Annotated in this window: 17 protein-coding genes and 7 pseudogenes; 19 read left to right on the forward strand and 5 right to left on the reverse strand. The window is 45.5% G+C overall.

Translation table 11 applies throughout. The features are described from left to right. The first annotated feature begins 41 nt into the window (after positions 1-41). From opuAA to opuAC, 3 genes are read left to right on the forward strand one after another with little or no spacing between them, the layout of a single operon-like run. Entirely contained in the window at positions 42-1,298 is a 1,257-nt protein-coding gene (opuAA, locus tag NSQ09_RS07585; RefSeq protein ID WP_003246301.1) for a glycine/proline betaine ABC transporter ATP-binding protein OpuAA, read from the forward strand. Between the two features lies 1 nt (position 1,299). Beyond that, positions 1,300-2,148 (forward strand): glycine/proline betaine ABC transporter permease subunit OpuAB, encoded by an 849-nt coding sequence (opuAB, locus tag NSQ09_RS07590; protein WP_003234703.1) that lies wholly within the window; start codon positions 1,300-1,302, stop codon positions 2,146-2,148. Next, a complete protein-coding gene (gene opuAC / locus NSQ09_RS07595) occupies positions 2,148-3,029 on the forward strand; it encodes a glycine/proline betaine ABC transporter substrate-binding protein OpuAC (RefSeq protein WP_003246462.1) in 882 nt (293 codons plus the stop codon). Before opuAB ends, opuAC begins: the two co-directional genes overlap by 1 nt. Before the next feature lie 37 nt (positions 3,030-3,066). Here opuAC and NSQ09_RS07600 read toward each other — a convergent pair whose 3' ends face one another. Continuing rightward, positions 3,067-4,218 carry a M20 peptidase aminoacylase family protein gene (locus NSQ09_RS07600; RefSeq protein ID WP_017695043.1) on the reverse strand — a complete coding sequence of 384 codons (1,152 nt, stop codon included), beginning with the start codon at positions 4,216-4,218 and terminating at the stop codon, positions 3,067-3,069. A gap of 149 nt (positions 4,219-4,367) precedes the next feature. Between NSQ09_RS07600 and NSQ09_RS07605 the strand changes: the two genes are divergently transcribed. From NSQ09_RS07605 to NSQ09_RS07625, 5 genes and pseudogenes are all read left to right on the forward strand, one after another. Then, positions 4,368-5,801 carry a YfcC family protein gene (locus tag NSQ09_RS07605; RefSeq protein WP_041335289.1) on the forward strand — a complete coding sequence of 478 codons (1,434 nt, stop codon included), beginning with the start codon at positions 4,368-4,370 and terminating at the stop codon, positions 5,799-5,801. 115 nt (positions 5,802-5,916) lie between these two features. Further along, positions 5,917-6,507 (forward strand): annotated as a pseudogene (locus NSQ09_RS07610) (DUF6773 family protein). 148 nt (positions 6,508-6,655) lie between these two features. Further along, a pseudogene (amyE, locus tag NSQ09_RS07615) lies at positions 6,656-8,603 on the forward strand (alpha-amylase). Positions 8,604-8,779: 176 nt separating this feature from the next. Continuing rightward, positions 8,780-9,745, forward strand: coding sequence for an L-lactate dehydrogenase (locus NSQ09_RS07620; RefSeq protein ID WP_014478761.1), 966 nt, complete (start codon positions 8,780-8,782; stop codon positions 9,743-9,745). A gap of 31 nt (positions 9,746-9,776) precedes the next feature. Then, a complete protein-coding gene (locus NSQ09_RS07625; protein WP_041057832.1) occupies positions 9,777-11,402 on the forward strand; it encodes an L-lactate permease in 1,626 nt (541 codons plus the stop codon). Positions 11,403-11,446: 44 nt separating this feature from the next. Here NSQ09_RS07625 and NSQ09_RS07630 read toward each other — a convergent pair. Continuing rightward, a pseudogene (locus NSQ09_RS07630) lies at positions 11,447-11,650 on the reverse strand (MFS transporter); the annotation flags it as partial. Positions 11,651-11,745: 95 nt separating this feature from the next. Here NSQ09_RS07630 and NSQ09_RS07635 point away from each other — a divergent pair. Beyond that, positions 11,746-12,507, forward strand: coding sequence for a YqcI/YcgG family protein (locus tag NSQ09_RS07635; RefSeq protein ID WP_017696105.1), 762 nt, complete (start codon positions 11,746-11,748; stop codon positions 12,505-12,507). A gap of 1 nt (position 12,508) precedes the next feature. Here NSQ09_RS07635 and NSQ09_RS07640 read toward each other — a convergent pair. Then, a pseudogene (locus NSQ09_RS07640) lies at positions 12,509-13,850 on the reverse strand (amino acid permease). 129 nt (positions 13,851-13,979) lie between these two features. On the opposite strand from NSQ09_RS07640, the pseudogene NSQ09_RS07645 reads away from it, so the two are divergent. Then, positions 13,980-14,575 (forward strand): annotated as a pseudogene (locus tag NSQ09_RS07645) (DUF1989 domain-containing protein). 129 nt (positions 14,576-14,704) lie between these two features. Then, entirely contained in the window at positions 14,705-15,523 is an 819-nt protein-coding gene (gene nadE / locus NSQ09_RS07650; RefSeq protein WP_017696106.1) for an ammonia-dependent NAD(+) synthetase, read from the forward strand. A 49-nt stretch (positions 15,524-15,572) separates the two neighbouring features. Here nadE and tmrB read toward each other — a convergent pair. Next, positions 15,573-16,165: pseudogene (tmrB, locus tag NSQ09_RS07655) on the reverse strand (tunicamycin resistance ATP-binding TmrB). 276 nt (positions 16,166-16,441) lie between these two features. Here tmrB and NSQ09_RS07660 point away from each other — a divergent pair. Next, positions 16,442-17,002: a shikimate kinase gene (locus NSQ09_RS07660; protein WP_014475740.1), complete on the forward strand. Its 561-nt coding sequence runs from the start codon at positions 16,442-16,444 to the stop codon at positions 17,000-17,002. A gap of 27 nt (positions 17,003-17,029) precedes the next feature. Here the strand turns inward: NSQ09_RS07660 and NSQ09_RS07665 are convergent, their stop codons facing one another. Continuing rightward, a complete protein-coding gene (locus NSQ09_RS07665; RefSeq protein ID WP_017696107.1) occupies positions 17,030-17,791 on the reverse strand; it encodes a class I SAM-dependent methyltransferase in 762 nt (253 codons plus the stop codon). 117 nt (positions 17,792-17,908) lie between these two features. On the opposite strand from NSQ09_RS07665, the gene NSQ09_RS07670 reads away from it, so the two are divergent. The 7 genes and pseudogenes from NSQ09_RS07670 (at position 17,909) to putR (ending at position 26,375) form a co-directional block, all read left to right on the forward strand. After that, positions 17,909-18,883, forward strand: a complete 975-nt coding sequence (locus tag NSQ09_RS07670) for a LysR family transcriptional regulator (protein ID WP_003246430.1) — start codon at positions 17,909-17,911, stop codon at positions 18,881-18,883. A gap of 71 nt (positions 18,884-18,954) precedes the next feature. After that, positions 18,955-19,911 (forward strand): cephalosporin C deacetylase, encoded by a 957-nt coding sequence (gene cah, locus NSQ09_RS07675; protein WP_017696109.1) that lies wholly within the window; start codon positions 18,955-18,957, stop codon positions 19,909-19,911. Between the two features lie 83 nt (positions 19,912-19,994). Next, positions 19,995-20,777 (forward strand): nucleotidyltransferase domain-containing protein, encoded by a 783-nt coding sequence (locus tag NSQ09_RS07680; protein WP_003246492.1) that lies wholly within the window; start codon positions 19,995-19,997, stop codon positions 20,775-20,777. Positions 20,778-20,967: 190 nt separating this feature from the next. Further along, positions 20,968-21,879 (forward strand): proline dehydrogenase PutB, encoded by a 912-nt coding sequence (gene putB / locus NSQ09_RS07685; RefSeq protein WP_003246421.1) that lies wholly within the window; start codon positions 20,968-20,970, stop codon positions 21,877-21,879. Between the two features lie 16 nt (positions 21,880-21,895). After that, positions 21,896-23,442: pseudogene (gene pruA, locus NSQ09_RS07690) on the forward strand (L-glutamate gamma-semialdehyde dehydrogenase). Positions 23,443-23,532: 90 nt separating this feature from the next. Beyond that, positions 23,533-24,987, forward strand: coding sequence for a sodium/proline symporter PutP (gene putP / locus NSQ09_RS07695; RefSeq protein WP_445291720.1), 1,455 nt, complete (start codon positions 23,533-23,535; stop codon positions 24,985-24,987). Between the two features lie 152 nt (positions 24,988-25,139). Then, positions 25,140-26,375, forward strand: coding sequence for a proline utilization transcriptional regulator PutR (gene putR, locus NSQ09_RS07700; RefSeq protein ID WP_341030812.1), 1,236 nt, complete (start codon positions 25,140-25,142; stop codon positions 26,373-26,375). Positions 26,376-26,410 lie beyond the last annotated feature (35 nt).

Consider the following 26,410-nt stretch of genomic DNA (forward strand, 5'->3'; position numbering starts at 1 on the left):
AATGTTACGGTAATAAAGATTGCTTAATATGGAGGGAAAATATGAGTGTAGATGAGAAACCAATTAAGATAAAAGTCGAGAAAGTCTCTAAGATTTTTGGGAAACAAACAAAGAAGGCAGTTCAAATGCTTGCCAACGGAAAGACAAAAAAAGAGATCCTGAAAGCAACCGGATCAACCGTTGGTGTTAATCAGGCAGATTTTGAAGTATATGATGGTGAGATATTTGTCATCATGGGTCTATCAGGGAGCGGTAAATCAACTTTAGTACGGATGTTAAACCGGCTTATTGAACCGACTGCCGGAAATATTTACATTGATGGTGACATGATAACAAATATGTCAAAAGACCAGCTCCGGGAAGTCCGCCGGAAAAAAATCAGCATGGTCTTCCAAAAGTTCGCTCTGTTTCCGCACAGAACGATACTTGAAAACACAGAATACGGACTGGAGCTTCAAGGCGTAGACAAACAAGAGCGGCAGCAAAAAGCGCTTGAGTCTCTTAAGCTCGTTGGGCTCGAAGGGTTTGAACATCAATATCCTGACCAGCTTTCCGGCGGGATGCAGCAGCGTGTCGGCCTTGCCCGCGCGTTGACGAATGACCCGGACATCCTTCTGATGGACGAAGCGTTCAGTGCGCTTGATCCATTGATTCGTAAAGATATGCAGGATGAGCTTCTTGATCTTCACGATAATGTCGGAAAAACGATTATCTTTATTACGCATGACCTGGACGAAGCGTTGCGGATTGGCGACAGAATTGTCCTAATGAAGGACGGCAACATCGTTCAAATCGGCACGCCTGAAGAAATCCTGATGAATCCATCTAATGAATATGTTGAAAAATTCGTCGAAGATGTTGATTTGTCTAAAGTCCTCACAGCAGGCCACATTATGAAACGCGCTGAAACAGTGCGGATTGATAAAGGGCCTCGCGTAGCATTGACACTGATGAAAAACCTTGGAATTTCTTCAATTTATGCAGTGGATAAACAAAAGAAATTATTAGGTGTTATCTATGCGTCTGATGCGAAAAAAGCGGCTGAGTCTGATTTGTCACTTCAAGACATCTTGAATACAGAATTTACGACTGTACCAGAGAATACGTATCTGACTGAGATTTTTGACGTTGTGTCCGATGCGAATATTCCAATTGCGGTTGTGGATGAGAAGCAAAGAATGAAAGGAATTGTCGTAAGAGGCGCGCTGATTGGCGCACTTGCCGGCAATAACGAGTATATCAATGCTGAAGGCACTAACGAACAAACACAAGATCCTTCTGCACAGGAGGTGAAATAAGATGGATAGACTGCCTAGAATACCTTTAGCAGATATTATTGACCGTTTTGTTGACTGGATTACGATGACGTTTGGCGGATTCTTCGACGGAATCGCTAACGGATTGGCCGCTTTTGTAAATGGAATTGTCACCGGTCTTGGATTTATTCCATCTATTTTGTTAACGATTATTTTCGCCGCACTTGCGTGGTGGATCAGTACAAGGGGAATTGCGTTATTTACGTTGATTGGATTCCTCCTGATCGATTATTTAGGATATTGGGACCCAATGCTGCAAACATTGGCGCTTGTGTTGACATCTGTGATTATTTCGATTGTGGTCGGGGTTCCGATCGGAATTTGGGCTTCTCAGAAAGAAACGGTTCGCCGTATTGTAACGCCAATTCTTGATTTAATGCAGACAATGCCTGCTTTCGTATATCTATTGCCGGCGATTTTCTTCTTTAACATCGGTGTTGTGCCGGGTGTTGTTGCATCTGTTATCTTCGCGATGCCGCCGACAATCCGCATGACTGTTCTCGGTATAAAACAAGTGCCGGCGGATTTGATTGAAGCGACTGAGGCATTCGGTTCTACAACAGCTCAGCGTTTGTTTAAAGTTCAGCTTCCGCTTGCGACAAAAACGATTTTGGCCGGGATCAACCAGAGCATCATGCTTGCATTATCAATGGTTGTTATCGCCGCAATGGTCGGTGCACCGGGACTTGGTTCTGAAGTATACAGTGCCGTTACACAGCTGAAAACCGGGGTCGGAGTAGAGGCCGGTATCGCCATCGTTATCGTTGCCATTACCCTGGACCGTATTACTCAAAATATTAAAGTGAAGAAGAAAAGCAGGGGGAATGCCTGATGCTTAAAAAAATCATCGGCATCGGCGTTTCCGCCATGCTGGCGCTCTCACTTGCGGCTTGCGGTTCAGAAAACGATGAAAATGCATCCGCAGCAGAACAGGTGAATAAGACCATCATCGGGATTGACCCCGGTTCAGGGATTATGTCCCTGACTGACAAAGCGATGAAGGATTATGACCTGAATGACTGGACATTGATTTCAGCGTCAAGTGCTGCGATGACCGCTACGCTTAAAAAGTCATACGACCGTAAGAAACCGATTATCATTACAGGATGGACACCGCACTGGATGTTCTCCAGATATAAGCTGAAATATCTCGATGATCCGAAACAATCTTATGGCAGCGCAGAGGAAATCCATACGATCACACGCAAAGGCTTCAGCAAAGAGCAGCCGAATGCCGCAAAGCTTCTGAGCCAGTTTAAATGGACGCAAGACGAAATGGGCGAAATCATGATCAAGGTGGAAGAAGGCGAGAAACCTGCCAAAGTTGCTGCTGAGTACGTCAATAAACACAAGGATCAGATAGCCGAATGGACAAAAGGCGTTCAAAAGGTGAAGGGAGACAAAATCAACCTTGCCTATGTGGCGTGGGACAGTGAGATTGCAAGTACAAACGTCATAGGCAAAGTCTTAGAAGACTTGGGCTATGAGGTAACACTTACTCAGGTAGAGGCTGGGCCGATGTGGACTGCAATTGCAACGGGAAGTGCGGATGCATCACTTTCCGCATGGCTGCCGAATACCCATAAAGCATACGCTGCTAAATATAAAGGCAAATATGATGATATTGGCACCAGTATGACTGGTGTGAAAATGGGGCTTGTTGTTCCTCAATATATGAAAAATGTCAACTCAATTGAAGATTTGAAGAAGTAATGAAGAAAGCAGCCTGTAGCCAGGCTGCTTTTTTGCGTTAAGAAGCGTTAGCGGCAGCAAGTGATTCCGCCTTCTGAAATGTTTTGAGCACGGCATTCGCTAAAATGTGAATGCCGTTGAACATCGCATTTCTGTCAAAGGTCATGTGCGGATGATGGAGCCCCGGCTGGAGCCCGCAGCCTAGGCCAAGCATCGTTGTTTTCAGATTCGGCACCTTCACGGCGTAAAAATGGAAATCCTCTCCGCCGGTAGTGACAAGCGGGTCATCAAGCCGCTCAGCCCCGATGATATCTGTAATGGCTTCTGCCATGATCGCTTCAGCTTCTTTGTTTTGTGTTGCCGCAGGAAGGCTGTGTTCTTTTTGCAGCTCGATTTTTGCGCCGAATGCAGCGGCGGCCGCTTCACAGGCTCTTTCTGTTTCGGCGATTAACGCCTCCATGGCTTCATTGGTCTGTGCGCGCAAATCAAGGCTGAACGATGCTTTTCCTGGAATGATGTTAGAGCTTTCACCGCCGGCTTGAAGTTTTGTCATTTTGACGGTATGCGGGATTTGCGGGTCAATATGAATGAGTCCGAGCTTATGTACAAGAAATGCCGCAATTTCAATGCTGTTTTTCCCGAGGTGCGGACGGGCGCCGTGAGCCTCTTCCCCGATGATCGTTCCCTCAATGTGCTGGCTTGATCCGTGCAGAATAGACGGAGCGCAGCGGCCGTTCTGTGTTTCCTGGATCGGACGGACGTGAACGCCATACAAATAGTTGATATCATCAAGCACGCCTTCTTCTATCATTTTCAAGGCGCCGCCGCCTTTTTCTTCTGCCGGCTGAAAGATAAAACGGATTGTGCCCTTCGGAAGCTCAGGTTGTTTTTTGAGCAGCATTAACGTGCCCAATGCCATTGTCATATGTGAATCGTGTCCGCAGGAATGGTTGGCGCGAAATGTGCCGTTAACCTCCTGCCACAGCGCGTCAATATCAGCGCGTACCGCTACAACAGGTGAGCCTGAGCCAATTTCGCCGACAACCCCGGTGCAGTCTGAAAACGTGCGCGTCCGGCACCCTAAATCCTCAAGCTTTTGTTTCAAAAATGAAGTTGTCTCATATTCCTTCCAGCTGACTTCAGGGTTCGCATGCAGATGCTCGAAGATGTCCATAATGGTTTGTTTCATGTCTTCTGAAAGCTTTTGCATGGTAAGAAATACCTCCTTCTATCAGAATGAATTTTTACCTTCTTTACTTTATTTATATTGAAACAGGAAGATAGGCTGTATATAATATAGCACATATTGCTACTATTCAGAATAATTAATATTTTCAAACAGAGGGGATGGATCGAAATATGAGTATGCCAGCAGCCGAAACACAGCCTAAGAAAAAACGAATGACATTTAAAATGCCTGACGCCTATGTCCTCTTATTTATGATTGCTTTCATTTGCGCAATAGCTTCATATATTGTGCCGGCAGGTGAATTTGACCGCGTGACAAAGGGGGATGTCACGACCGCTGTTCCGGGAAGCTATCATTCAATTGAACAGTCTCCGGTCAGCTTGATCAGCTTTTTTACTTCTCTACAGGATGGAATGGTTGGATCAGCACCCATCATCTTTCTGATCTTATTCACAGGCGGCACCATTGCTATTCTAGAAAAAACGGGTGCCATTAATGGCCTGATTTACAATGTCATCAGCAAATTCCGCACAAAGCAATTATTATTTATTTGTATTGTCGGCGCATTGTTCTCCATTCTCGGAACAACCGGGATTGTCGTGAATTCAGTTATCGGTTTTATCCCCATCGGCCTCATTGTGGCACGATCCTTAAAATGGGACGCAGTCGCGGGAGCCGCTGTTATATACATCGGTTGCTACGCTGGATTTAACTCCACCATATTATCACCGTCACCGCTCGGTTTATCACAATCAATCGCGGAGCTCCCTCTTTTTTCTGGAATCGGCCTGCGAGTTGTGATATACATATGCTTTTTGCTGTCTTCTATTATTTATATCTATTTGTATACGAGAAAATTAAAAAAATCAAAAGATGCCAGTGTGTTAGGAACAGATTGGTTCCCTGCGGCAGGAATGGGCGAAGCCGGTAAAGAAGAAGATCAGCCAGTGCCGTTTACCGTTCGCCATAAGCTGATTTTGGCTGTGGCGGGACTCTCACTTGTCGGATTTTTATACGGCGCTTTGAAGCTTGGCTGGTCAGATTCCCAAATGGCTGCGACATTTATTTTTATTTCTGTCCTTGCCGGTTTAATAGGCAGACTTGCGGCGAACGATATTGCCAAAACCTTCATTACGGGCTGCCAAAGCCTTGTATATGGGGCGCTGATTGTCGGGATGGCACGAAGCATTTCCGTTATCCTTGAAAATGGAAAGCTTCTCGATACTGTCGTCAATGCTTTGGCTTCACTTTTGGACGGATTCAGCCCGATTGCCGGGGCAATCGGCATGTATATCGCCAGTGCGCTGCTTCATTTTCTCATCTCTTCAGGGTCTGGCGAAGCCGTTGTATTTATTCCAATCCTGGCGCCGCTCGCTGATTTGATGGGAATCACGAGACAGGTTGCGGTGGAGGCGGTTATGCTTGGAGAAGGGGTCGTCAACTGTGTGAACCCGACATCCGGCGTTCTCATGGCAGTGCTTGCCGCCAGCGGTATTCCGTATGTCAAGTGGCTGCGGTTTATGGTGCCGCTTGCTCTGATTTGGTTCTTGATCGGGCTTGTCTTTATCGTGATCGGCGTCATGATCAATTGGGGGCCGTTTTAACGATTGCTGCCCGCCGGCTTGTACGGCGGGCTTTTGAGTTATTCATTGCAGAAGCGCAGGCTGTTATTGTAACATGTAAGCCATAAGCCATTCGTAAAAGTGCGGGAGGAAGGTCATGAATAATCTGCATAATAGACTTTCAGGCGTGAATGGGAAAAATAAGAGGGTAAAAGAAAAACAAAAAATCTGGTCGGAGATTGGGATGATAGCGGGAGCATTTGCGCTGCTTGATGTGATCATCCGCGGCATTATGTTTGAATTTCCGTTTAAAGAATGGGCTGCAAGCCTTGTGTTTTTGTTCATCATTATCTTATATTACTGCATCAGGGCTGCGGCATCCGGAATGCTCATGCCGAGAATAGACACCAAAGAAGAACTGCAAAAACGGGTGAAGCAGCAGCGAATAGAATCAATTGCGGTCGCCTTTGCGGTAGTGGTGCTTACGATGTACGACAGGGGGATTCCCCATACATTCTTCGCTTGGCTGAAAATGATTCTTCTTTTTATCGTCTGCGGCGGCGTTCTGTTTCTGCTTCGGTATGTGATTGTGAAGCTGGCTTACAGAAGAGCGGTAAAAGAAGAAATAAAAAAGAAATCATCTTGAAAAATAGATGGTTTCTTTTTTTGTTTGGAAAGCGAGGGAAACAGTCTCGGGCAGTTTTTTATAGGAACATTGATTTGTATTCACTCTGCCAAGTTGTTTTGATAGAGTGATTGTGATAATTTAAAATGTAAGCGTGAACAAAATTCTCCAGTCTTCACATCAGTTTGAAAGGAGGAAGCGGAAGAATGAAGTAAGAGGGATTTTTGACTCCGAAGTAAGTCTTCAAAAAATCAAATAAGGAGTGTCAAGAATGTTTGCAAAACGATTCAAAACCTCTTTACTGCCGTTATTCGCTGGATTTTTATTGCTGTTTTATTTGGTTCTGGCAGGACCGGCGGCTGCGAGTGCTGAAACGGCGAACAAATCGAATGAGCTTACAGCACCGTCGATCAAAAGCGGAACCATTCTTCATGCATGGAATTGGTCGTTCAATACGTTAAAACACAATATGAAGGATATTCATGATGCAGGATATACAGCCATTCAGACATCTCCGATTAACCAAGTAAAGGAAGGGAATCAAGGAGATAAAAGCATGTTGAACTGGTACTGGCTGTATCACCCGACATCGTATCAAATTGGCAACCGTTACTTAGGTACTGAACAAGAATTTAAAGAAATGTGTGCAGCCGCTGAAGAATATGGCATAAAGGTCATTGTTGACGCGGTCATCAATCATACCACCAGTGATTATGCCGCGATTTCCAATGAGGTTAAGAGTATTCCAAACTGGACACATGGAAACACACAAATTAAAAACTGGTCTGATCGATGGGATGTCACGCAGAATTCATTGCTCGGGCTGTATGACTGGAATACACAAAATACACAAGTACAGTCCTATCTGAAACGGTTCTTAGAAAGGGCATTGAATGACGGGGCAGACGGTTTTCGATTTGATGCCGCCAAACATATAGAGCTTCCGGATGATGGGAGTTACGGCAGTCAATTTTGGCCGAATATCACAAATACATCTGCAGAGTTCCAATACGGAGAAATCCTGCAGGATAGTGCCTCCAGAGATGCTGCATATGCGAATTATATGGATGTGACAGCGTCTAACTATGGGCATTCCATAAGGTCCGCTTTAAAGAATCGTAATCTGGGCGTGTCGAATATCTCCCACTATGCATCTGATGTGTCTGCGGACAAGCTGGTGACATGGGTGGAGTCGCATGATACGTATGCCAATGATGATGAAGAGTCGACATGGATGAGCGATGATGATATCCGTTTAGGCTGGGCGGTGATAGCTTCTCGTTCAGGCAGTACGCCTCTTTTCTTTTCCAGACCTGAGGGAGGCGGAAATGGTGTGAGATTCCCGGGGAAAAGCCAAATAGGCGATCGCGGGAGTGCTTTATTTGAAGATCAGGCTATCACTGCGGTCAATAGATTTCACAATGTGATGGCTGGACAGCATGAGGAACTCTCGAACCCGAATGGAAACAACCAGATATTTATGAATCAGCGCGGCTCACATGGCGTTGTGCTGGCAAATGCAGGTTCATCCTCTGTCTCTATCAATACGGCAACAAAATTGCCTGATGGCAGGTATGACAATAAAGCTGGAGCGGGTTCATTTCAAGTGAACGATGGTAAACTGACAGGCACGATCAATGCCAGGTCTGTAGCTGTGCTTTATCCTGATGATATTGAAATCAGGTGTAACACATTCTTTCAATGATCAACTGACGATTACCTTGCGTGCAAATGCGAATACAACAAAAGCCGTTTATCAAATCAATAATGGACCAGAGACGGCGTTTAAGGATGGAGATCAATTCACAATCGGAAAAGGAGATCCATTTGGCAAAACATACACCATCATGTTAAAAGGAACGAACAGTGATGGTGTAACGAGGGCCGAGGAATACAGCTTTGTTAAAAGAGATCCAGCTTCGGCCAAAACCATCGGCTATCAAAATCCGAATCATTGGAGCCAGGTAAATGCTTATATCTATAAACATGATGGGGGCCAGGCAATTGAATTGACCGGATCTTGGCCTGGAAAACCAATGACTAAAAATGCAGATGGAATTTACACGCTGACACTGCCTGCGGACACGGATACAACCAACGCCAAAGTGATTTTTAATAATGGCAGCGCCCAAGTGCCCGGCCAGAATCAGCCTGGCTTTGATTACGTGCAAAATGGTTTATATAATGACTCGGGCTTAAGCGGTTCTCTTCCCCATTGAGGACAAGGCTAGACGGGACTTACCGAAAGAAACCATCTATGATGGTTTCTTTTTTGTTCATAAATCAGACAAAACTTTTCCCTTGCAAAAGTTTGTGAAGCGTTGCACAATATAAATGTGAAATACTTCACAAAGAAAAAGACATCAAAGAGAAACATACCCTGGAAGGATGATTAATGATGAACAAACATGTAAATAAAGTAGCTTTAATCGGAGCGGGTTTTGTTGGAAGCAGTTATGCATTTGCGTTAATTAACCAAGGGATCACAGATGAGCTTGTGGTCATTGATGTAAATAAAGAAAAAGCAATGGGCGATGTGATGGATTTAAACCACGGAAAGGCGTTTGCGCCACAACCGGTCAAAACATCTTACGGAACATATGAAGACTGCAAGGATGCTGATATTGTCTGCATTTGCGCCGGAGCAAACCAAAAACCTGGTGAGACACGCCTTGAATTAGTAGAAAAGAACTTGAAGATTTTCAAAGGCATCGTCAGTGAGGTCATGGCGAGCGGATTTGACGGCATTTTCTTAATCGCGACAAATCCGGTTGATATCCTGACTTACGCAACATGGAAATTTAGCGGCCTGCCAAAAGAGCGGGTGATCGGAAGCGGCACAACACTAGATTCTGCGAGATTCCGTTTCATGCTGAGCGAATACTTTGGCGCAGCGCCTCAAAACGTACACGCGCATATTATCGGAGAGCACGGCGACACAGAGCTTCCTGTTTGGAGCCACGCGAATGTCGGCGGTGTGCCGGTCAGTGAACTCGTTGAGAAAAACGATGCGTACAAACAAGAGGAGCTGGACCAAATTGTAGATGATGTGAAAAACGCAGCTTATCATATCATTGAGAAAAAAGGCGCGACTTATTATGGGGTTGCGATGAGTCTTGCTCGCATTACAAAAGCCATTCTTCATAATGAAAACAGCATATTAACTGTCAGCACATATTTGGACGGGCAATACGGTGCAGATGACGTGTACATCGGTGTGCCGGCTGTCGTGAACCGCGGAGGGATCGCAGGTATCACTGAGCTGAACTTAAATGAGAAAGAAAAAGAACAGTTCCTTCACAGCGCCGGCGTCCTTAAAAACATTTTAAAACCTCATTTTGCAGAACAAAAAGTCAACTAACCGCAACTTTAGAGTAAAGGGCTGATTGTCAATGTGGGAGCAGTTGTATGATCCGTTTGGAAACGAGTATGTGAGCGCACTTGTGGCGCTCACTCCGATTCTCTTTTTTCTTTTGGCTTTAACTGTTTTGAAAATGAAAGGCATTCTTGCGGCATTTCTTACCCTAGCCGTCAGTTTCTTCGTTTCCGTTTTGGCATTTCATATGCCGGTTGAAAAAGCGATTTCTTCTGTTTTGTTAGGAATCGGGAGCGGGCTGTGGCCTATTGGCTACATCGTCCTGATGGCGGTGTGGCTGTATAAAATCGCAGTGAAAACCGGGAAATTTACCATTATTCGGTCCAGCATTGCCGGCATTTCGCCTGACCAACGATTACAGCTATTATTAATTGGTTTTTGTTTTAACGCATTTTTAGAAGGCGCGGCCGGTTTTGGTGTTCCGATTGCGATTAGTGCGGCGCTGCTCGTCGAACTTGGTTTTAAACCGTTAAAAGCGGCAGCGCTCTGCTTGATTGCAAACGCAGCCTCCGGAGCCTTTGGGGCGATCGGAATTCCTGTCATCACAGGGGCACAGATTGGTAATTTGTCTGCTCTTGAGCTGTCACGGACATTAATGTGGACACTGCCGATGATCTCATTTTTAATACCATTCCTGCTTGTATTCTTATTAGACCGAATGAAAGGAATCAAACAGACATGGCCCGCTCTTCTGGTTGTGAGCGGTGGGTATACAGCGGTTCAGACACTGACAATGGCGGTGCTCGGGCCGGAATTAGCAAACATTTTGGCGGCCTTATTCAGCATGGGCGGGCTTGCCCTCTTCCTCCGCAAATGGCAGCCGAAAGAGATTTACCGCGAGGAAGGGGCCGGCGATGCTGGTGAGAAAAAGGCATACCGTGCTGCTGATATTGCGAAAGCGTGGTCTCCTTTCTACATTTTAACTGCGGCGATCACCATCTGGAGCCTTCCTGCCTTCAAAGCGCTTTTCCAAGAAGGCGGGCTGTTATATCAATCAACGCTCCTGTTCAAAATGCCTTTTCTGCATCAGCAAATTATGAAAATGCCGCCGATTGCGCCATCTGCCATGCCGTTAGATGCAGTCTTTAAAGTTGATCTGCTGTCAGCGACTGGAACAGCGATTTTAGCGGCGGTCATCGTGACAGGGCTGTTCAGCAAAAATTTCTCTTGTCGGGATGCCTTTGCTTCCTTGAAGGAGACAGGAAAAGAGCTGTGGGTGCCGATTATGACGATCTGCTTCGTGATGGGGTTTGCCAATCTGGCCAACTTCGCAGGGCTCAGCTCTTCAATTGGGTTAGCATTGGCGAAAACAGGAGACCTGTTCCCGTTTGTCAGTCCTGTTCTCGGCTGGATTGGCGTGTTCATCACCGGTTCTGTTGTCAGCAATAATGCTTTGTTCGGCCATTTGCAGGTTGTCACGGGAGCGCAGATCGGTGCGGGTTCAGATTTGCTGTTAGCCGCAAATACGGCGGGCGGTGTCATGGCGAAACTTGTTTCTCCTCAATCTATCGCCATCGCTGCCGCAGCGGTCGGCCAAACAGGCAAGGAATCTAAACTGTTTAAAAGGACAGTGGCGTACAGCCTGATTCTGTTATTGATCATTTGTATATGGACGTTTATTCTTGCAAGATTAGGAGTGTAATAGAAAAAAGCAGTACATGCCCAGCATGTACTGCTTTTTTTATGTTAATTTGCTTTCTTTGTCATTTCGGCTGTTGTTTTCACTCTGGTTTTCCCCATAAACAAAATGGTAACCGCCGCGAGGACAATTGGAATCAAAGCGAGCAAAAAGACATACGTAATACTTGATGACATCGCGTCAATAATGCGATTCAGGATCGCATCAGGAATCTGGGAACGTGTTCCCGCTTGGAATATCTCCTGCGGGTCAGGGCATCAAACAGTTATTGGGCTGATTCATGAAGGACAGTCACCTGCCGCTTCCAGTTTTAATATAGTATCCAGATGATACTTGAGGTGGATCAATGGTGAATGGGATTTACACCAAAAGTTTTCTAGAACGTATTCAGGAAGAGCTTCCTGAATGGCAAAGAATCGCTTTTGAGCTGCTGGCAGAAACTCTGGGGGACGACGCGGATACGTTTCCGTGCATTCCCAGACGCCAGGCGTTTCTGACTGATCAGCTTCGGATTGCTTTTGCCGGAGATCCGCGGGAAAACCGCACAGCGGAGGAACTGGCTCCGTTGCTTGCGGAGTACGGCAAGATATCGCGGGACACGGGAAAATACGCATCCCTCGTTGTGTTGTTTGATACACCGGAAGATTTGGCGGAGCATTATTCGATTGAAGCGTATGAAGAGCTGTTTTGGCGCTTTTTAAATAGACTGAGTCATCAAGACGAAAAAGAATGGCCGGAAGACATTCCGGCCGATCCCGAGCATTATAAATGGGAGTTTTGTTTTGACGGCGAGCCGTACTTTCTTCTCTGCGCTACACCGGCGCACGAGGCGAGAAAAAGCCGAAGCTTTCCTTTTTTTATGATCACGTTTCAGCCAAGGTGGGTGTTTGAGGACCTAAATGGATCAACTGCATTTGGCCGTAACATGAGCAGGCTGATCCGATCTCGTTTAGAGGCCTATGATCAGGCTCCGATTCACCCGCAATTAGGCTGGTACGGAGGAAAAGATAATCGTGAATGGAAGCAGTATTTCCTCCGTGATGACGAAAAACAGGTATCGAAGTGCCCGTTTTCTTATTTAAAGAACATGTTCAACAAAATGAAATAAATCAAGGACTGGCAGGGCGATCTTTATGACCCTGCTTTTTTTGATAGATCATGGTAACGATGGCGATGATCACGAGAAAACCTATGCTGACGAAAAAACCGGGCCGGCTTGATTTTTCAAACAATGTACCGGACACAGCCGCAGCAATCAGAACCATCGCTAAATAAATTTGCGTTTTTCCCATGCCCTCGGGATCAGTCAGCTTTTTGCTGGAGAACATGATAAACAGCCAAGTGTATAAAAGCATAAGCCCCGCAGCTGTTGTCATATGCTCATAAATGTTTTTAGGCAGCACTAACGACAGAATAATGGAGAGGACAAGCCCCGCAAACGTCAGCCCAAGTGCCGGCCAGCATATTTTTTTGCCTTCCTTTAGAGTAAAGCATTTCGGTGCGTCGCCGTCATCAGCCATTGTACAAAGCAATGTCGTAACGGCAAAAAGCGAAGCGACAAGGGTCGAGAACCCGGCGATGATGAAAATACCGTTAAATATATCAAGGATGATCTCAAGGTTATATCCTTTTAATGATGTAATGAACGGACTGTCCTGTTCAGTAAACGCGTGTAACGGAACCAAAAGCAGAGCAAGCCCGATTGAAATGATATAAATAATCGCCAGCGTCGCCAGCATCAGTTTCCCTTTTTTAGACGCTTCCTCAGGTTTTTTTAAGTGAACCGCCATCAGCCCCATGACCTCAATTCCGCCAAAAGCGTAAAACGCGTAGATTAAACCTGTCCACAGCCCCATGGCGCCGTATGGGAAAAACTCACTCGTCTTATTTGGAACATGTACGCCATGATTTCCGCCGGACAGGATACCGCATAAAATCAGGATGGCAATGACAATAAACATAAAAATAAGCAGCTGTTTTAATCACTGCCAGCACGTTTTCTGTTTATTCAAAGACGGACAGGCCGGTGAAAATAATAAGGAGCCCAAGTACTGCGTAGATTGAGGCAAACACCCATAGCGGCACTTGAGGAAACCAATGCTTCGTAAAGAGCGAAATGGCTGTCAGCTGGCTTCTGGTAATCAGCATTTCTGATGTCCACTACACCCAGCCGTTGCTGAAGCCTGCCCATTTGCCGAATGCTTTTCGGGCATACGCACAAAACGAGCCCTTTTCCGGCTGCTTCGCCGATAGCTTGGCGAGCTGTTCAAAGACAAAATACGTACCGATCCCTGCGATCAGAAATGAAAGGAGAACGGAAAAACCGCTTTTTACAATTGCGATGCTGGAACCGAGAAAGAAGCCTGTTCAAATCGTGCAGCCGACTCCGATCAGTGACAGCTGCCACCAAGCCAGATTCCCTTTTGGCTGGTCTTTTTTTGTTTGGCTCATTATTTATTCAACCCCTTTTATCTAAGGTTAGATTGTGATCTGTCCGAAGCTTATATACATCGGATTTTTGTCTCTTTTTACATGGAGAAGGAAGCGGACGCTCATACTAATGAAAAAAGGAGCAAACCAATGACACAGCAATATATTGTGGAGCCGAAAAAAGGCTTGGGCTGAAGCTGAAAAAGGGTCAGATTTTAAAGGTGGTTGATGTAGAAGGGCAGCAGGTGGCTGATTTTGTCGTATACCATGCCAAGGATTTTTATGAACACCTTGATCAGGGAGCGACGATAGACGCCAATCACTCCATTCATGTGAAGGTCAACGACCATCTCTACTCCAACCTGTATAAGCCGATGTTAACCCTGATTGAAGATACGGTCGGCAAGCATGATCTGCTGCTGCCCGCCTGCCGTCCTGATATGAACAGGCTCTTATATGGGAAGCAAAAGGATGAGTTTCAGGATACGTGCTATGACAATATGAACCGTGCGCTTGAGCAGTTTGGCGTACCGAAGCCCCACATGCATTACCCATTTGCGATTTTTATGAATACTGTCCTTGATGAGAAAGGGAATCTGTCTGTGGAAACGCCGCTTTCGAATGCCGGAGATTATGTAAGGCTCAGGGCGGAGATGGATTTAATTGTCGCGTTTTCTTCCTGCCCGATTGAAAAAGGGAAATGCAATGGCGACAGTGTGACATCCATACGGGTTGAAGTCAGCTGATCTCTCTTGTTCACTGTGAATGAAGACCTGTGCTATATTTAATAGGGATACATAACAGTCATGATTCATTTTCATTGATTTGGGGAAATGATCAGTAATAAGGGAAAATGTACAGGAGGAATGATTGGGATGAGCATGCAGGAAAAGATTATGCGTGAGTTACATGTGAAGCCCTCAATTGATCCAAAGCAAGAAATTGAGGACCGAGTCAATTTTTTAAAACAATATGTAAAGAAAACCGGTGCTAAAGGCTTTGTATTGGGAATCAGCGGGGGCCAGGATTCAACACTTGCGGGAAGACTCGCTCAGCTTGCGGTGGAGAGCATTCGCGAGGAGGGCGGAGACGCTCAATTTATCGCGGTCCGTCTTCCGCATGGCACACAGCAGGATGAAGACGATGCCCAGCTTGCTTTGAAGTTTATTAAGCCGGATAAATCATGGAAGTTTGATATTAAATCGGCAGTCAGCGCTTTTTCTGAACAGTATCAGCAGGAAACAGGCGATCAGCTGACGGACTTTAATAAAGGAAACGTAAAAGCAAGAACAAGAATGATCGCGCAATACGCGATCGGCGGCCAGGAAGGTCTTCTTGTGTTAGGAACAGACCATGCTGCTGAAGCAGTGACTGGTTTCTTTACGAAGTACGGTGACGGCGGAGCAGACCTCCTGCCGCTGACAGGCTTGACGAAGCGCCAGGGAAGAACCCTGCTGAAAGAGCTGGGTGCACCGGAACGCTTATACTTAAAAGAACCGACTGCCGATCTGCTCGACGAAAAACCGCAGCAGTCGGATGAAACAGAGCTTGGCATTTCCTACGACGAGATTGACGATTACCTCGAAGGAAAAGAAGTATCAGCGAAAGTATCAGAAGCGCTGGAAAAACGCTACAGCATGACTGAACATAAACGCCAGGTTCCGGCGTCTATGTTTGATGACTGGTGGAAATAAGTTGACAAAAGCCCGCTCTCGGAGCGGGCTTTTGTCGTGTACAGAAGCTTTATTTGATGCGGATATGATTCAGCTTTACCATTAATCTGTCGGCGAACCTTCGGAGGCTGCCTCTTGTATCAGGATCTAATGGGAGTTCGGCTCTCGCGGCAATGTCTCTGCCACATCCTGAATCGACAGGTTGTCTGTTTGAATGTGGTCCTCAAAAATGGGTAATGATAAACCTTCAACGCAGCGGTCAATTTGTTTGGCGGCCCATGAGTTTTTTCCTTCTGCTCTGGTGCGAAGCCTTTTTAACAAGGTTTCCTTTGAAGCCATTAGTGTAAAGTGGTGAACGATCCTGCCTTCATGTCTGAGCCTGCCGATGATCTCATTGAAGTATTCAGGATGTACAATCGTCATAGGCACAATAATGATGCCGCGGTATGTATCTGTCAGAGAAGCTAGCAAACTGTAATTGAACGCCCGCCATAAAGGATAGCTTTGAAAATCGTCCTTTGCGATCTCCTGCGGCACCATGGAGCGCAGCGCAAAACCCATTTTCTCGGGATCATACACGTAAGATGATTTCAGCCTTCTGTGCAGTTCGAAGGCTGTTTGTGTTTTTCCGGAACCGAATGCCCCGTTTATCCAAATGATCATCGCCATTTCTCCCTTCCTATTTATCATACAGAAAAAGACCCTTCCATCGAAGAGTCAGCTGTAAAAACAATAAAGGCGGAAGGTTTTAATGCTTTTTTGCGTCGAAGTATTAAAATAACTATTGAAATGTTGTACAATGAATGTCATTCAGGCAAAATGGCTAAACAACAAAGCGCACTATAAGCTTGACCGGTAAAGCCGGTATCTATATAAATATTCGCTAAATAAGCATATAATGAAGATAAAATTTCATTCCTTAGGAGGATTTCGCCGAAGATGAACGCTAAACGAGCCATCCCAGTAAGAGAAAGAAATATCGTCCTGATCGGATTCATGGGTGTAGGAAAAACAACAATCGGCCAATTGGTCGCTAAAAAATTATATAGAGATTTTATTGATATTGACCAAGAGATCGAAAAGGATTTCAATATGTCAATTCCTGAGATATTTGAGAAAAAGGGAGAAGACTTTTTCCGGAAAACGGAGAAGGAATATATTTTAGACATCTGCCATCATAAACGATTCAAAATCGTATCTCTGGGCGGGGGATCTTTTAAACAAGAAGAAATCAGAAATTGCTGTCTGGAAAACTGTCTCGTGCTTCATCTGGACCTGTCATGGGAGAACTGGAAGCAGCGCGCGGATTTATTGATCGAAAGCCGCCCTGTACTGCATAACCGTTCAATGGATGAAATGGAACAGCTGTTTAACGAAAGAAAAGTCATTTATGACAAGCACAATTCAAAAGTGGCAACAGACAACCTTTCCCCGGAAGAGGTTGCCGATTACATTGTTGAGACATTAAAAATTGGCTGGGATCTTTATCAGCCGATGTAAAAAGCCGTGCGCAGCGCACGGCTTTTTTTATCGTTTTATCCCTTGTATCAAAATCGCTTTTAAACAAAAGGAGATGGACTGTCCGTTTTGGTTCAATGTAATACAGAACGTGTCGCGTGCTTCGTCTGATGCGTGGTTCAAGTGGGCAATGATTTGTTTTTCTCGGTCAGCTGGGGTTCCGCCTCGTTTGATCCAGCTATCGTATTGAATCGGCAAGTTCCACTTTTGGATATCTTGATAGGCCAGTTGATTGGCGCTGAACATCGACTGCCATTCTGATAATGAGCTTTCTCGAACATGGGAAGGGTCTCGAAGCCGGTTCAAATGATTGACAAACTCATCAAGAATGGGATCTTCAGGCGCGTAATGATCAACTAAGAGAAAACGTCCGTCCTGTTTTAGTACGCGTGCAACCTCTCTGACAGCTTTGCGGACATCTGAAAAATGGTGGGCTGCGTATCGGCAGGTGATGATGTCAAATGAATCGTCGGGGAAGGGGAGTGACTCTGCCGTTCCTTGCTGAAAGCGTACGTTTTCAGCTCCTTTTTCTTGCGCGAAGGAGGACGCAACCTCAACCATCTCTTTCGTTGCATCAACACCGATGCACTCCTGTACATAAGGAGAAAATGCCAGGGCCGTATGGCCGGCGCCCGCTCCTATATCCAGCACTCGATGCTCTGCCCGGCATTCCGCTGTTTTGATCATCAACCCCAAATCTTCCCCCTCGGCAAATACCTTTTCATCCCGATACATCTCGGCGTTTTTAGAAAACGGTGTTTCATTTGTCATTTGAACCAGCTCCTTCTTTTCGTAAATGATGATATGGATTATGTTAGCAATTTCTGTTATGATTCGTCCAAGATATAAAAATGATGAAAATGATAGGTTCAACCTATGGAGGCTGAAATGGATATTAAAGTGATGGAATATGCAGCGGAAATTGCCCGGCGCCAAAGCTTTACAAAGGCGGCGGAACATCTTCATATCGCACAGCCGTCTCTCAGCCAGCAAATCAAAAAGCTTGAGGCTGAGCTGGGGCTTACCCTTTTTCACAGATCCCATGGCTCTGTTACACTGACACCTCACGGCAGGCGTTTCATTGAAAAAGCCGAGGACATCATTCGTTCCAGAGATGATTTGCTTCGGGAAATGCAGGAGCGATCACAGGGAATCGGTCATAAATTATCCATCGGGATTCCTGCTGTAACAGGGAGATATCTCTTTCCTCCGCTGCTGAAGCAGTTTTTGGCGCGCTATCCTCATGTGGAGGTTCAGCTTGTTGAAAAAGATCCGGTTTCATTAGAGAAGATGACGGCAAAGGGAGAAGTTGACCTTTCTGTTTTATCCTTGCCCATCGAGGATGAACGGCTCTCCATTACACCCTTGCTCACGGAACCGGTTGTTCTCGCGGTGCCGAAGGAAAAACAAAGGTGGATGCCGCCGGAATTGGTCGCGCTGATTGAGAAAGCGCTGGAAGAAGATGAGGGACGCCAGCCGTGTGTGCCGATTGACATGGTAAGGAACGTGCCCTTTATTCTGTTAAAAGAAGGCTTCGGCTTTCGCAGGACAGTTCTCGATCTCTGTGCGGAAAGCGGCTTTAAGCCGAATGCTGCCTTTAAGACGAGCCATATTGAAACCGCCCAATCTCTTGTGGCTAACGGATTAGGTGTGACAATGGCACCGAATATGGTCAGAAGGGATAAAGATCCGGGTGTGATCTATTTATCGATTCAATCCGCGCCATCACGAACCCTCGTCTTTGTCTTTTTAAAGAACCGCTATGTCAGTCTGACGGCCCAGGCCTTTATGGAACTAAGCCGGGAAAGTCTTAAACAAACGTTTGATGAAGGCTGTCTGGGAAACAAAGATGAAAATATTTAGAAAACAAAGACGAAACGTGGTAGTATAGGAATACAAACTAAATCTTATAAAACAAAGGGGAATAATCGGAAATGCAACTATTCGATCTGCCGCTCGACCAATTGCAAACATATAAGCCTGAAAAAACAGCACCGAAAGATTTTTCTGAGTTTTGGAAATTGTCTTTGGAGGAACTTGCAAAAGTCCAAGCAGAACCTGATTTACAGCCGGTTGACTATCCTGCTGACGGAGTAAAAGTGTACCGTCTCACATATAAAAGCTTCGGAAACGCCCGCATTACCGGATGGTACGCGGTGCCTGACAAGGAAGGCCCGCATCCGGCGATCGTGAAATATCATGGCTACAATGCAAGCTATGATGGTGAGATTCATGAAATGGTAAACTGGGCACTCCATGGCTACGCCGCATTCGGCATGCTTGTCCGCGGCCAGCAGAGCAGCGAGGATACGAGTATTTCACCGCACGGTCACGCTTTGGGCTGGATGACGAAAGGAATTCTTGATAAAGATACATACTATTACCGCGGTGTTTATTTGGACGCCGTCCGCGCGCTTGAGGTCATCAGCAGCTTCGACGAGGTTGACGAAACAAGGATCGGTGTGACAGGAGGAAGCCAAGGCGGAGGTTTAACCATTGCCGCAGCAGCGCTGTCAGACATTCCAAAAGCCGCGGTTGCCGATTATCCTTATTTAAGCAACTTCGAACGGGCCATTGATGTGGCGCTTGAACAGCCGTACCTTGAAATCAATTCCTTCTTCAGAAGAAATGGCAGCCCGGAAACAGAAGTGCAGGCGATGAAGACACTTTCATATTTCGATATTATGAATCTCGCTGACCGAGTGAAGGTGCCTGTCCTGATGTCAATCGGCCTGATTGACAAGGTCACGCCGCCGTCCACCGTGTTTGCCGCCTACAATCATTTGGAAACAAAGAAAGAGCTGAAGGTGTACCGCTACTTCGGACATGAGTATATCCCTGCTTTTCAAACTGAAAAACTTGCTTTCTTTAAGCAGCATCTTAAAGGCTGATAAATGTGAAAAGCCGCCGCATATCATCAGGCGGTTTTTTTCTGCAAACTGCCGGAATGAGAACAGACTGGAGACGAATAGATATGAAACAAAGAATCATTGATGAATTAAAACGGATCGAGCAGTCATACGGAGTCAAAATCGTGTATGCCGTCGAGTCAGGAAGCCGCGCATGGGGATTTCCCTCGCAGGATAGTGATTACGACGTCCGCTTTATTTATGTTCCGAAAAAGGAGTGGTACTTTTCAATTGAGCAGGAGCGTGATGTCATTGAGGAACCGATTCACGATTTGCTGGATATCAGCGGCTGGGAGCTGAGAAAAACGCTTCGGCTTTTCAAAAAGTCAAACCCTCCGCTACTCGAATGGCTGTCCTCAGACATTGTGTATTATGAAGCATTTACGACCGCAGAGCAGTTAAGAAAACTCCGCACGGAGGCATTTAAGCCTGAAGCAAGCGTGTATCACTATATCAATATGGCGAGAAGGAACGTCAAGGATTATCTACAAGGACAAGAGGTCAAAATTAAAAAGTACTTCTACGTTCTTCGGCCTATTTTGGCCTGCCAATGGATTGAAAAGCACGGAACCATACCGCCAATGGACTTTACTGTTTTGATGAATGAACTTGTTGCTGAACCCGAGCTGAAGGCTGAAATGGAAACCTTGCTTGAACGGAAAAGAAGAGGGGAAGAGCTTGACCTCGAAGCAAGAATCGATGTTATTCACCAATTCATTGAAACGGAAATCGAAAGAATCATGGAAGCGGCAAAAGAACTGAAGGCAGAGAAAAAAGATATGACATCTGAATTGAACCGTTTGCTTTTGAATACGGTTGAAGAAGTGTGGAAGGATGGAGGAAGCTGATGTTTTTTGTCGCTTCCTTTTCTCCTTTATTCGACAGAATCCCCCCCCGACTTTCTAACTATCTGATTGTGGCAAACCCACAAAAATAATCAGAATCTTTGTATTTTGAGAATATTGTGAACGCTGGTTTTGTCCATTTACAATAAACTCATACAAATACTTCTTAGATTGCGGGGTGTTGAGGTTGGAAGTGATCACAAGAGATTTTTTCTTATTTTTATCCAAAAGCGGCTTTCTCAATAAAATGGCGAGGAACTGGGGAAGTCGGGTAGCAGCGGGTAAAATTATCGGCGGGAATGACTTTAACAGTTCAATCCCGACCATTCGACAGCTTAACAGCCAAGGCTTGTCAGTTACTGTCGATCATTTAGGCGAGTTTGTGAACAGCGCCGAGGTCGCACGGGAGCGTACGGAAGAGTGCATTCAAACCATTGCGACCATCGCGGATCAGGAGCTGAACTCACACGTTTCTTTAAAAATGACGTCTTTAGGTTTGGATATAGATATGGATTTGGTGTATGAAAATATGACAAAAATCCTTCAGACGGCCGAGAAACATAAAATCATGGTCACCATTGACATGGAGGACGAAGTCAGATGCCAGAAAACGCTTGATATTTTCAAAGATTTCAGAAAGAAATACGAGCATGTGAGCACAGTGCTGCAAGCCTATCTGTACCGGACGGAAAAAGACATTGACGATTTGGATTCTTTAAACCCGTTCCTTCGCCTTGTAAAAGGAGCTTATAAAGAATCAGAAAAAGTAGCTTTCCCGGAGAAAAGCGATGTCGATGAAAATTACAAAAAAATCATCCGAAAGCAGCTCTTAAACGGTCACTATACAGCGATTGCCACACATGACGACAAAATGATCGACTTTACAAAGCAGCTTGCCAAGGAACATGGCATTGCCAATGACAAGTTTGAATTTCAGATGCTGTACGGCATGCGGTCGCAAACCCAGCTCAGCCTCGTAAAAGAAGGTTATAACATGAGAGTCTACCTGCCATACGGCGAGGATTGGTACGGCTACTTTATGAGACGCCTTGCAGAACGTCCGTCAAACATTGCATTTGCTTTCAAAGGAATGACAAAGAAGTAAAAAAGGAGAGATTATCATGACAACACCTTACAAACACGAGCCATTCACAAATTTCCAAGATCAAAACAACGTGGAAGCGTTTAAAAAAGCGCTTGCGACAGTAAGCGAATATTTAGGAAAAGACTATCCGCTTGTCATTAACGGCGAGAGAGTGGAAACGGAAGCGAAAATCGTTTCAATCAACCCGGCTGATAAAGAAGAAGTCGTCGGCCGAGTGTCAAAAGCGTCTCAAGAGCACGCTGAGCAAGCGATTCAAGCGGCTGCAAAAGCATTTGAAGAGTGGAGATACACGTCTCCTGAAGAGAGAGCGGCTGTCCTGTTCCGCGCTGCTGCCAAAGTCCGCAGAAGAAAACATGAATTCTCAGCTTTGCTTGTGAAAGAAGCAGGAAAGCCTTGGAACGAGGCGGATGCCGATACGGCTGAAGCGATTGACTTCATGGAGTATTATGCACGCCAAATGATCGAACTGGCAAAAGGCAAACCGGTCAACAGCGTGAAGGCGAGAAAAACCAATATGTATACACGCCGACTGGAGTGACAGTCGTTATCCCGCCTTGGAACTTCTTGTTTGCGATCATGGCAGGCACAACAGTGGCGCCGATCGTTACTGGAAACACAGTGGTTCTGAAACCTGCGAGTGCTACACCTGTTATTGCAGCAAAATTTGTTGAGGTGCTTGAAGAGTCCGGATTGCCAAAAGGCGTAGTCAACTTTGTTCCGGGAAGCGGAGCGGAAGTAGGCGACTATCTTGTTGACCATCCGAAAACAAGCCTTATCACATTTACGGGATCAAGAGAAGTTGGTACGAGAATTTTCGAACGCGCGGCGAAGGTTCAGCCGGGCCAGCAGCATTTAAAGCGTGTCATCGCTGAAATGGGCGGTAAAGATACGGTTGTTGTTGATGAGGATGCGGACATTGAATTAGCGGCTCAATCGATCTTTACTTCAGCATTCGGCTTTGCGGGACAAAAATGCTCTGCAGGTTCACGTGCAGTAGTTCATGAAAAAGTGTATGATCAAGTATTAGAGCGTGTCATTGAAATTACGGAATCAAAAGTGACAGCTAAACCTGACAGTGCAGATGTTTATATGGGACCTGTCATTGACCAAGGTTCTTATGATAAAATTATGAGCTATATTGAGATCGGAAAACAGGAAGGGCGTTTAGTAAGCGGCGGTACTGGTGATGATTCGAAAGGATACTTCATCAAACCGACGATCTTCGCTGACCTTGATCCGAAAGCAAGACTCATGCAGGAAGAAATTTTCGGACCTGTCGTTGCATTTTGTAAAGTGTCAGACTTTGATGAAGCTTTAGAAGTGGCAAACAATACTGAATATGGTTTGACAGGCGCGGTTATCACAAACAACCGCAAGCACATCGAGCGTGCGAAACAGGAATTCCATGTCGGAAACCTATACTTCAACCGCAACTGTACAGGTGCTATCGTCGGCTACCATCCGTTTGGCGGCTTCAAAATGTCGGGAACGGATTCAAAAGCAGGCGGGCCGGATTACTTGGCTCTGCATATGCAAGCAAAAACAATCAGTGAAATGTTCTAAGCGGGACTAAATGGGCATCCTCCCTGCGGGGGTGTCCATTTCATCCATATACTATAAAAAAGAGGAGGAAGTGCCATAGAAAACACACAGCTGATTATTTCGATTTGTATTTATATGGCGGGAATGCTGCTAATCGGCTACTTTGCTTACAAGCGTACGTCGAATCTGACGGATTACATGCTGGGAGGACGCTCTTTGGGTCCGGCAGTAACCGCTCTCAGTGCCGGCGCTGCCGATATGAACGGCTGGCTGCTGATGGGGCTTCCGGGCGCCATGTTTTCTACTGGTCTGAGCGGCGCTTGGATCGTCATCGGACTTTGCCTTGGAGCGTGGGCGAACTGGCTTTACGTCGCACCGCGGCTGAGAACCTATACTGAAAAAGCGGGGAATTCCATTACAATTCCCGGATTCCTGGAAAATCGCTTCGGAGATCAAACAAAGCTTCTCAGACTGTTTTCAGGAATTGTCATTTTAGTCTTTTTCACGTTTTATGTATCGTCCGGAATGGTGTCCGGCGGCGTCTTATTCAACAGCATCTTGGGGATGGATTATCACACCGGCCTGTGGATTGTGACGGGTGTTGTTGTGGCATACACCCTGTTTGGCGGCTTTTTGGCAGTCAGCTGGACAGATTTTGTTCAGGGGATTATTATGTTTGCCGCACTCATTCTTGTGCCGATCGTTACGTTTTTCCACACGGGAGGAGCAGGTGATACAGTTGCTGAAATCCGCTCTGTAGATCCTGATATGTTTAATATTTTCAAAGGAACGAGCGTCCTTGGCATTATTTCTTTGTTTGCCTGGGGGCTGGGATACTTTGGCCAGCCGCATATTATTGTGCGTTTTATGGCGATCAACTCTGTCAAAGAGATCAAAAGAGCGCGCAGAATCGGGATGGGCTGGATGATTTTGTCTGCAGTAGGCGCAGTGCTGACCGGTTTGGGCGGAATCGCTTATTACCATCAGCGCGGCATGACACTGAAGGACCCAGAGACGATTTTTATTCAATTAGGGAATATCTTGTTTCATCCGATTATCACGGGTTTTCTGATTTCAGCGATTTTGGCCGCGATTATGAGTACCATTTCTTCTCAGCTGCTTGTGACATCAAGCTCTCTGGTAGAAGATTTGTATAAGTCGATGTTCAGACGCTCAGCTTCAGATAAAGAGCTGGTGTTTTTAGGCCGTCTGGCTGTTCTGGCTGTTTCAATTGTCGCGTTGGTTCTGGCTTGGGAGAAAAATAACACTATCCTTGGATTGGTCAGCTACGCGTGGGCGGGCTTCGGTGCATCATTCGGGCCGGTTGTACTGCTCAGTCTGTTTTGGAAACGAATGACCAAATGGGGGGCACTCGCCGGCATGATTGTGGGAGCAGCGACTGTAATCATTTGGGCGAATGCCGGTCTTTCGGACTTTCTGTATGAAATGATACCTGGTTTTGCTGCGAGTCTATTATCTGTGTTTTTTGTCAGCATATTGACGCAGGCTCCGTCACAGGCTGTCACAGACCAGTTCAACGACTACCAAGATACAATGTCACAATAAAGATCGAAAGGAGGAGGAAGGGGCTGTCCCTTTTTCCTCTTTTCTCCTTTTAAGTGGCCATTTTTTTCTTTTGGAAACAAACGTATTTTTTTCTATACAAAAAGACCCCGTATGGATATGATTAAAGTAAAAAAAGTATAGGAGAAAAAGGTATGGAAGAGCTTTTAGAGAGAGTTTTTTCATTTTCAGATGTTGATAAGCTGATTGATTTTATTAGCTATGAGCTGCAAAAGCCAGTGATACTGGAAAGCGCGGATTTCTTTTTGTTAGCCTATAATTCTTACTATATTAACCATTTTGATTCTGCCAACCAGCAGACTATTTTTTCGAAAAAGTGTCCGGTCCAGATTTTTGAGAGGTTTCTGAAGGACGGAATTATTGAAAAATTGAAAACAGAGCCTGAGCCTTTTCGCGTCAATAAAATTGAAAGCATTGGGTTAAACCAGAGGGTGGTCGTGAGTGCAAAGCACAAAGGGAAAGTCATGGGCTACATCTGGATTCAGGAGCTGGACCAAAATCTGACGGATGAAGAGCTCGACTTTTTGTACGAGACCTCCTTCCATGTCGGGAAAATCATTTATAAAACGAATAAATTGAAACAGGAAAAGGAAGAAAAAGCAGAGGATCTCATCAAACGGGCGATCTATCAGCAATTTACCTCTGAGAAGGAACTCAGACGAGAAGCTGAAAGGATCAACACCGTGCTGCCTTCCATGTTTTCAGTTGTGATCCTGCACGCCGCAAATGGGGATGGGGAAGCGGTTGAGGATTTAAAGGAAAATATCAGGTCGTACCTGAATTTACGGGATAAGGTCAGTCATGTCTTAACGATCGAATCAAACATTGTCATCGTCGTAGCGAGTTTTTCCCAAAAAAGCTCCGTCTCCTCAGCAGCTTCTGAATTTATTAACAAGCTGTTAACACATTTTCACTTTCAAAAAATACCTACCCCTATTTATATCGGTATCGGAAACGAATATAATCACCTATTAAAACTTGGCAAGAGCTACACAGAAGCACTTGAAGTCATCAAAGCCGCAGAAATCACCGGCAATCAGGAAAACATTCCATATGAATATGCCAAACTCGGCATTTACCGTTATTTAGAAAGCATCGAACAGAAAAATGAATTTTTAGAATACGAGAATAAAGATTTAGCTTTATTAAAAGCGAAAGACGAAGAAAGCAGCACTGAGCTGCTCAAAACCTTGGAAATCTATCTCCTCAACAACTGCAAAACAAAACCAGCGGCAGAACAGCTGTTTATTCACCAAAATACATTGAATTACCGCATCAAACAAATTACTGAGATGACGTCGATCGATTTAAGCGATTTCAGAACGCGGTGCCAGCTCTATCTCGATTTGATGCTGATGAAAAAGAAATAAAAAAGAAACCAGTACTTGTACTGGTTTCGTCTTCA

Source organism: Bacillus sp. FSL W8-1202 (genome assembly GCF_038006165.1).
Lineage (GTDB): Bacteria > Bacillota > Bacilli > Bacillales > Bacillaceae > Bacillus > Bacillus subtilis.

Excerpts from the sequence above, each read along its gene's own strand:
- NSQ09_RS07635 (WP_017696105.1), top strand. The coding sequence starts at position 11,746 with ATGGTGAATGGGATTTACACCAAAAGTTTTCTAGAACGTATTCAGGAA.
- NSQ09_RS07605 (WP_041335289.1), top strand. The coding sequence starts at position 4,368 with ATGAGTATGCCAGCAGCCGAAACACAGCCTAAGAAAAAACGAATGACA.
- NSQ09_RS07670 (WP_003246430.1), top strand. The coding sequence starts at position 17,909 with ATGGATATTAAAGTGATGGAATATGCAGCGGAAATTGCCCGGCGCCAA.
- NSQ09_RS07600 (WP_017695043.1), bottom strand. The coding sequence starts at position 4,218 with ATGCAAAAGCTTTCAGAAGACATGAAACAAACCATTATGGACATCTTC.
- opuAA (WP_003246301.1), top strand. The coding sequence starts at position 42 with ATGAGTGTAGATGAGAAACCAATTAAGATAAAAGTCGAGAAAGTCTCT.
- NSQ09_RS07625 (WP_041057832.1), top strand. The coding sequence starts at position 9,777 with ATGTGGGAGCAGTTGTATGATCCGTTTGGAAACGAGTATGTGAGCGCA.
- opuAB (WP_003234703.1), top strand. The coding sequence starts at position 1,300 with ATGGATAGACTGCCTAGAATACCTTTAGCAGATATTATTGACCGTTTT.
- putR (WP_341030812.1), top strand. The coding sequence starts at position 25,140 with ATGGAAGAGCTTTTAGAGAGAGTTTTTTCATTTTCAGATGTTGATAAG.
- NSQ09_RS07680 (WP_003246492.1), top strand. The coding sequence starts at position 19,995 with ATGAAACAAAGAATCATTGATGAATTAAAACGGATCGAGCAGTCATAC.
- opuAC (WP_003246462.1), top strand. The coding sequence starts at position 2,148 with ATGCTTAAAAAAATCATCGGCATCGGCGTTTCCGCCATGCTGGCGCTC.
- NSQ09_RS07660 (WP_014475740.1), top strand. The coding sequence starts at position 16,442 with ATGAACGCTAAACGAGCCATCCCAGTAAGAGAAAGAAATATCGTCCTG.
- NSQ09_RS07665 (WP_017696107.1), bottom strand. The coding sequence starts at position 17,791 with ATGACAAATGAAACACCGTTTTCTAAAAACGCCGAGATGTATCGGGAT.
- nadE (WP_017696106.1), top strand. The coding sequence starts at position 14,705 with ATGAGCATGCAGGAAAAGATTATGCGTGAGTTACATGTGAAGCCCTCA.
- cah (WP_017696109.1), top strand. The coding sequence starts at position 18,955 with ATGCAACTATTCGATCTGCCGCTCGACCAATTGCAAACATATAAGCCT.
- NSQ09_RS07620 (WP_014478761.1), top strand. The coding sequence starts at position 8,780 with ATGATGAACAAACATGTAAATAAAGTAGCTTTAATCGGAGCGGGTTTT.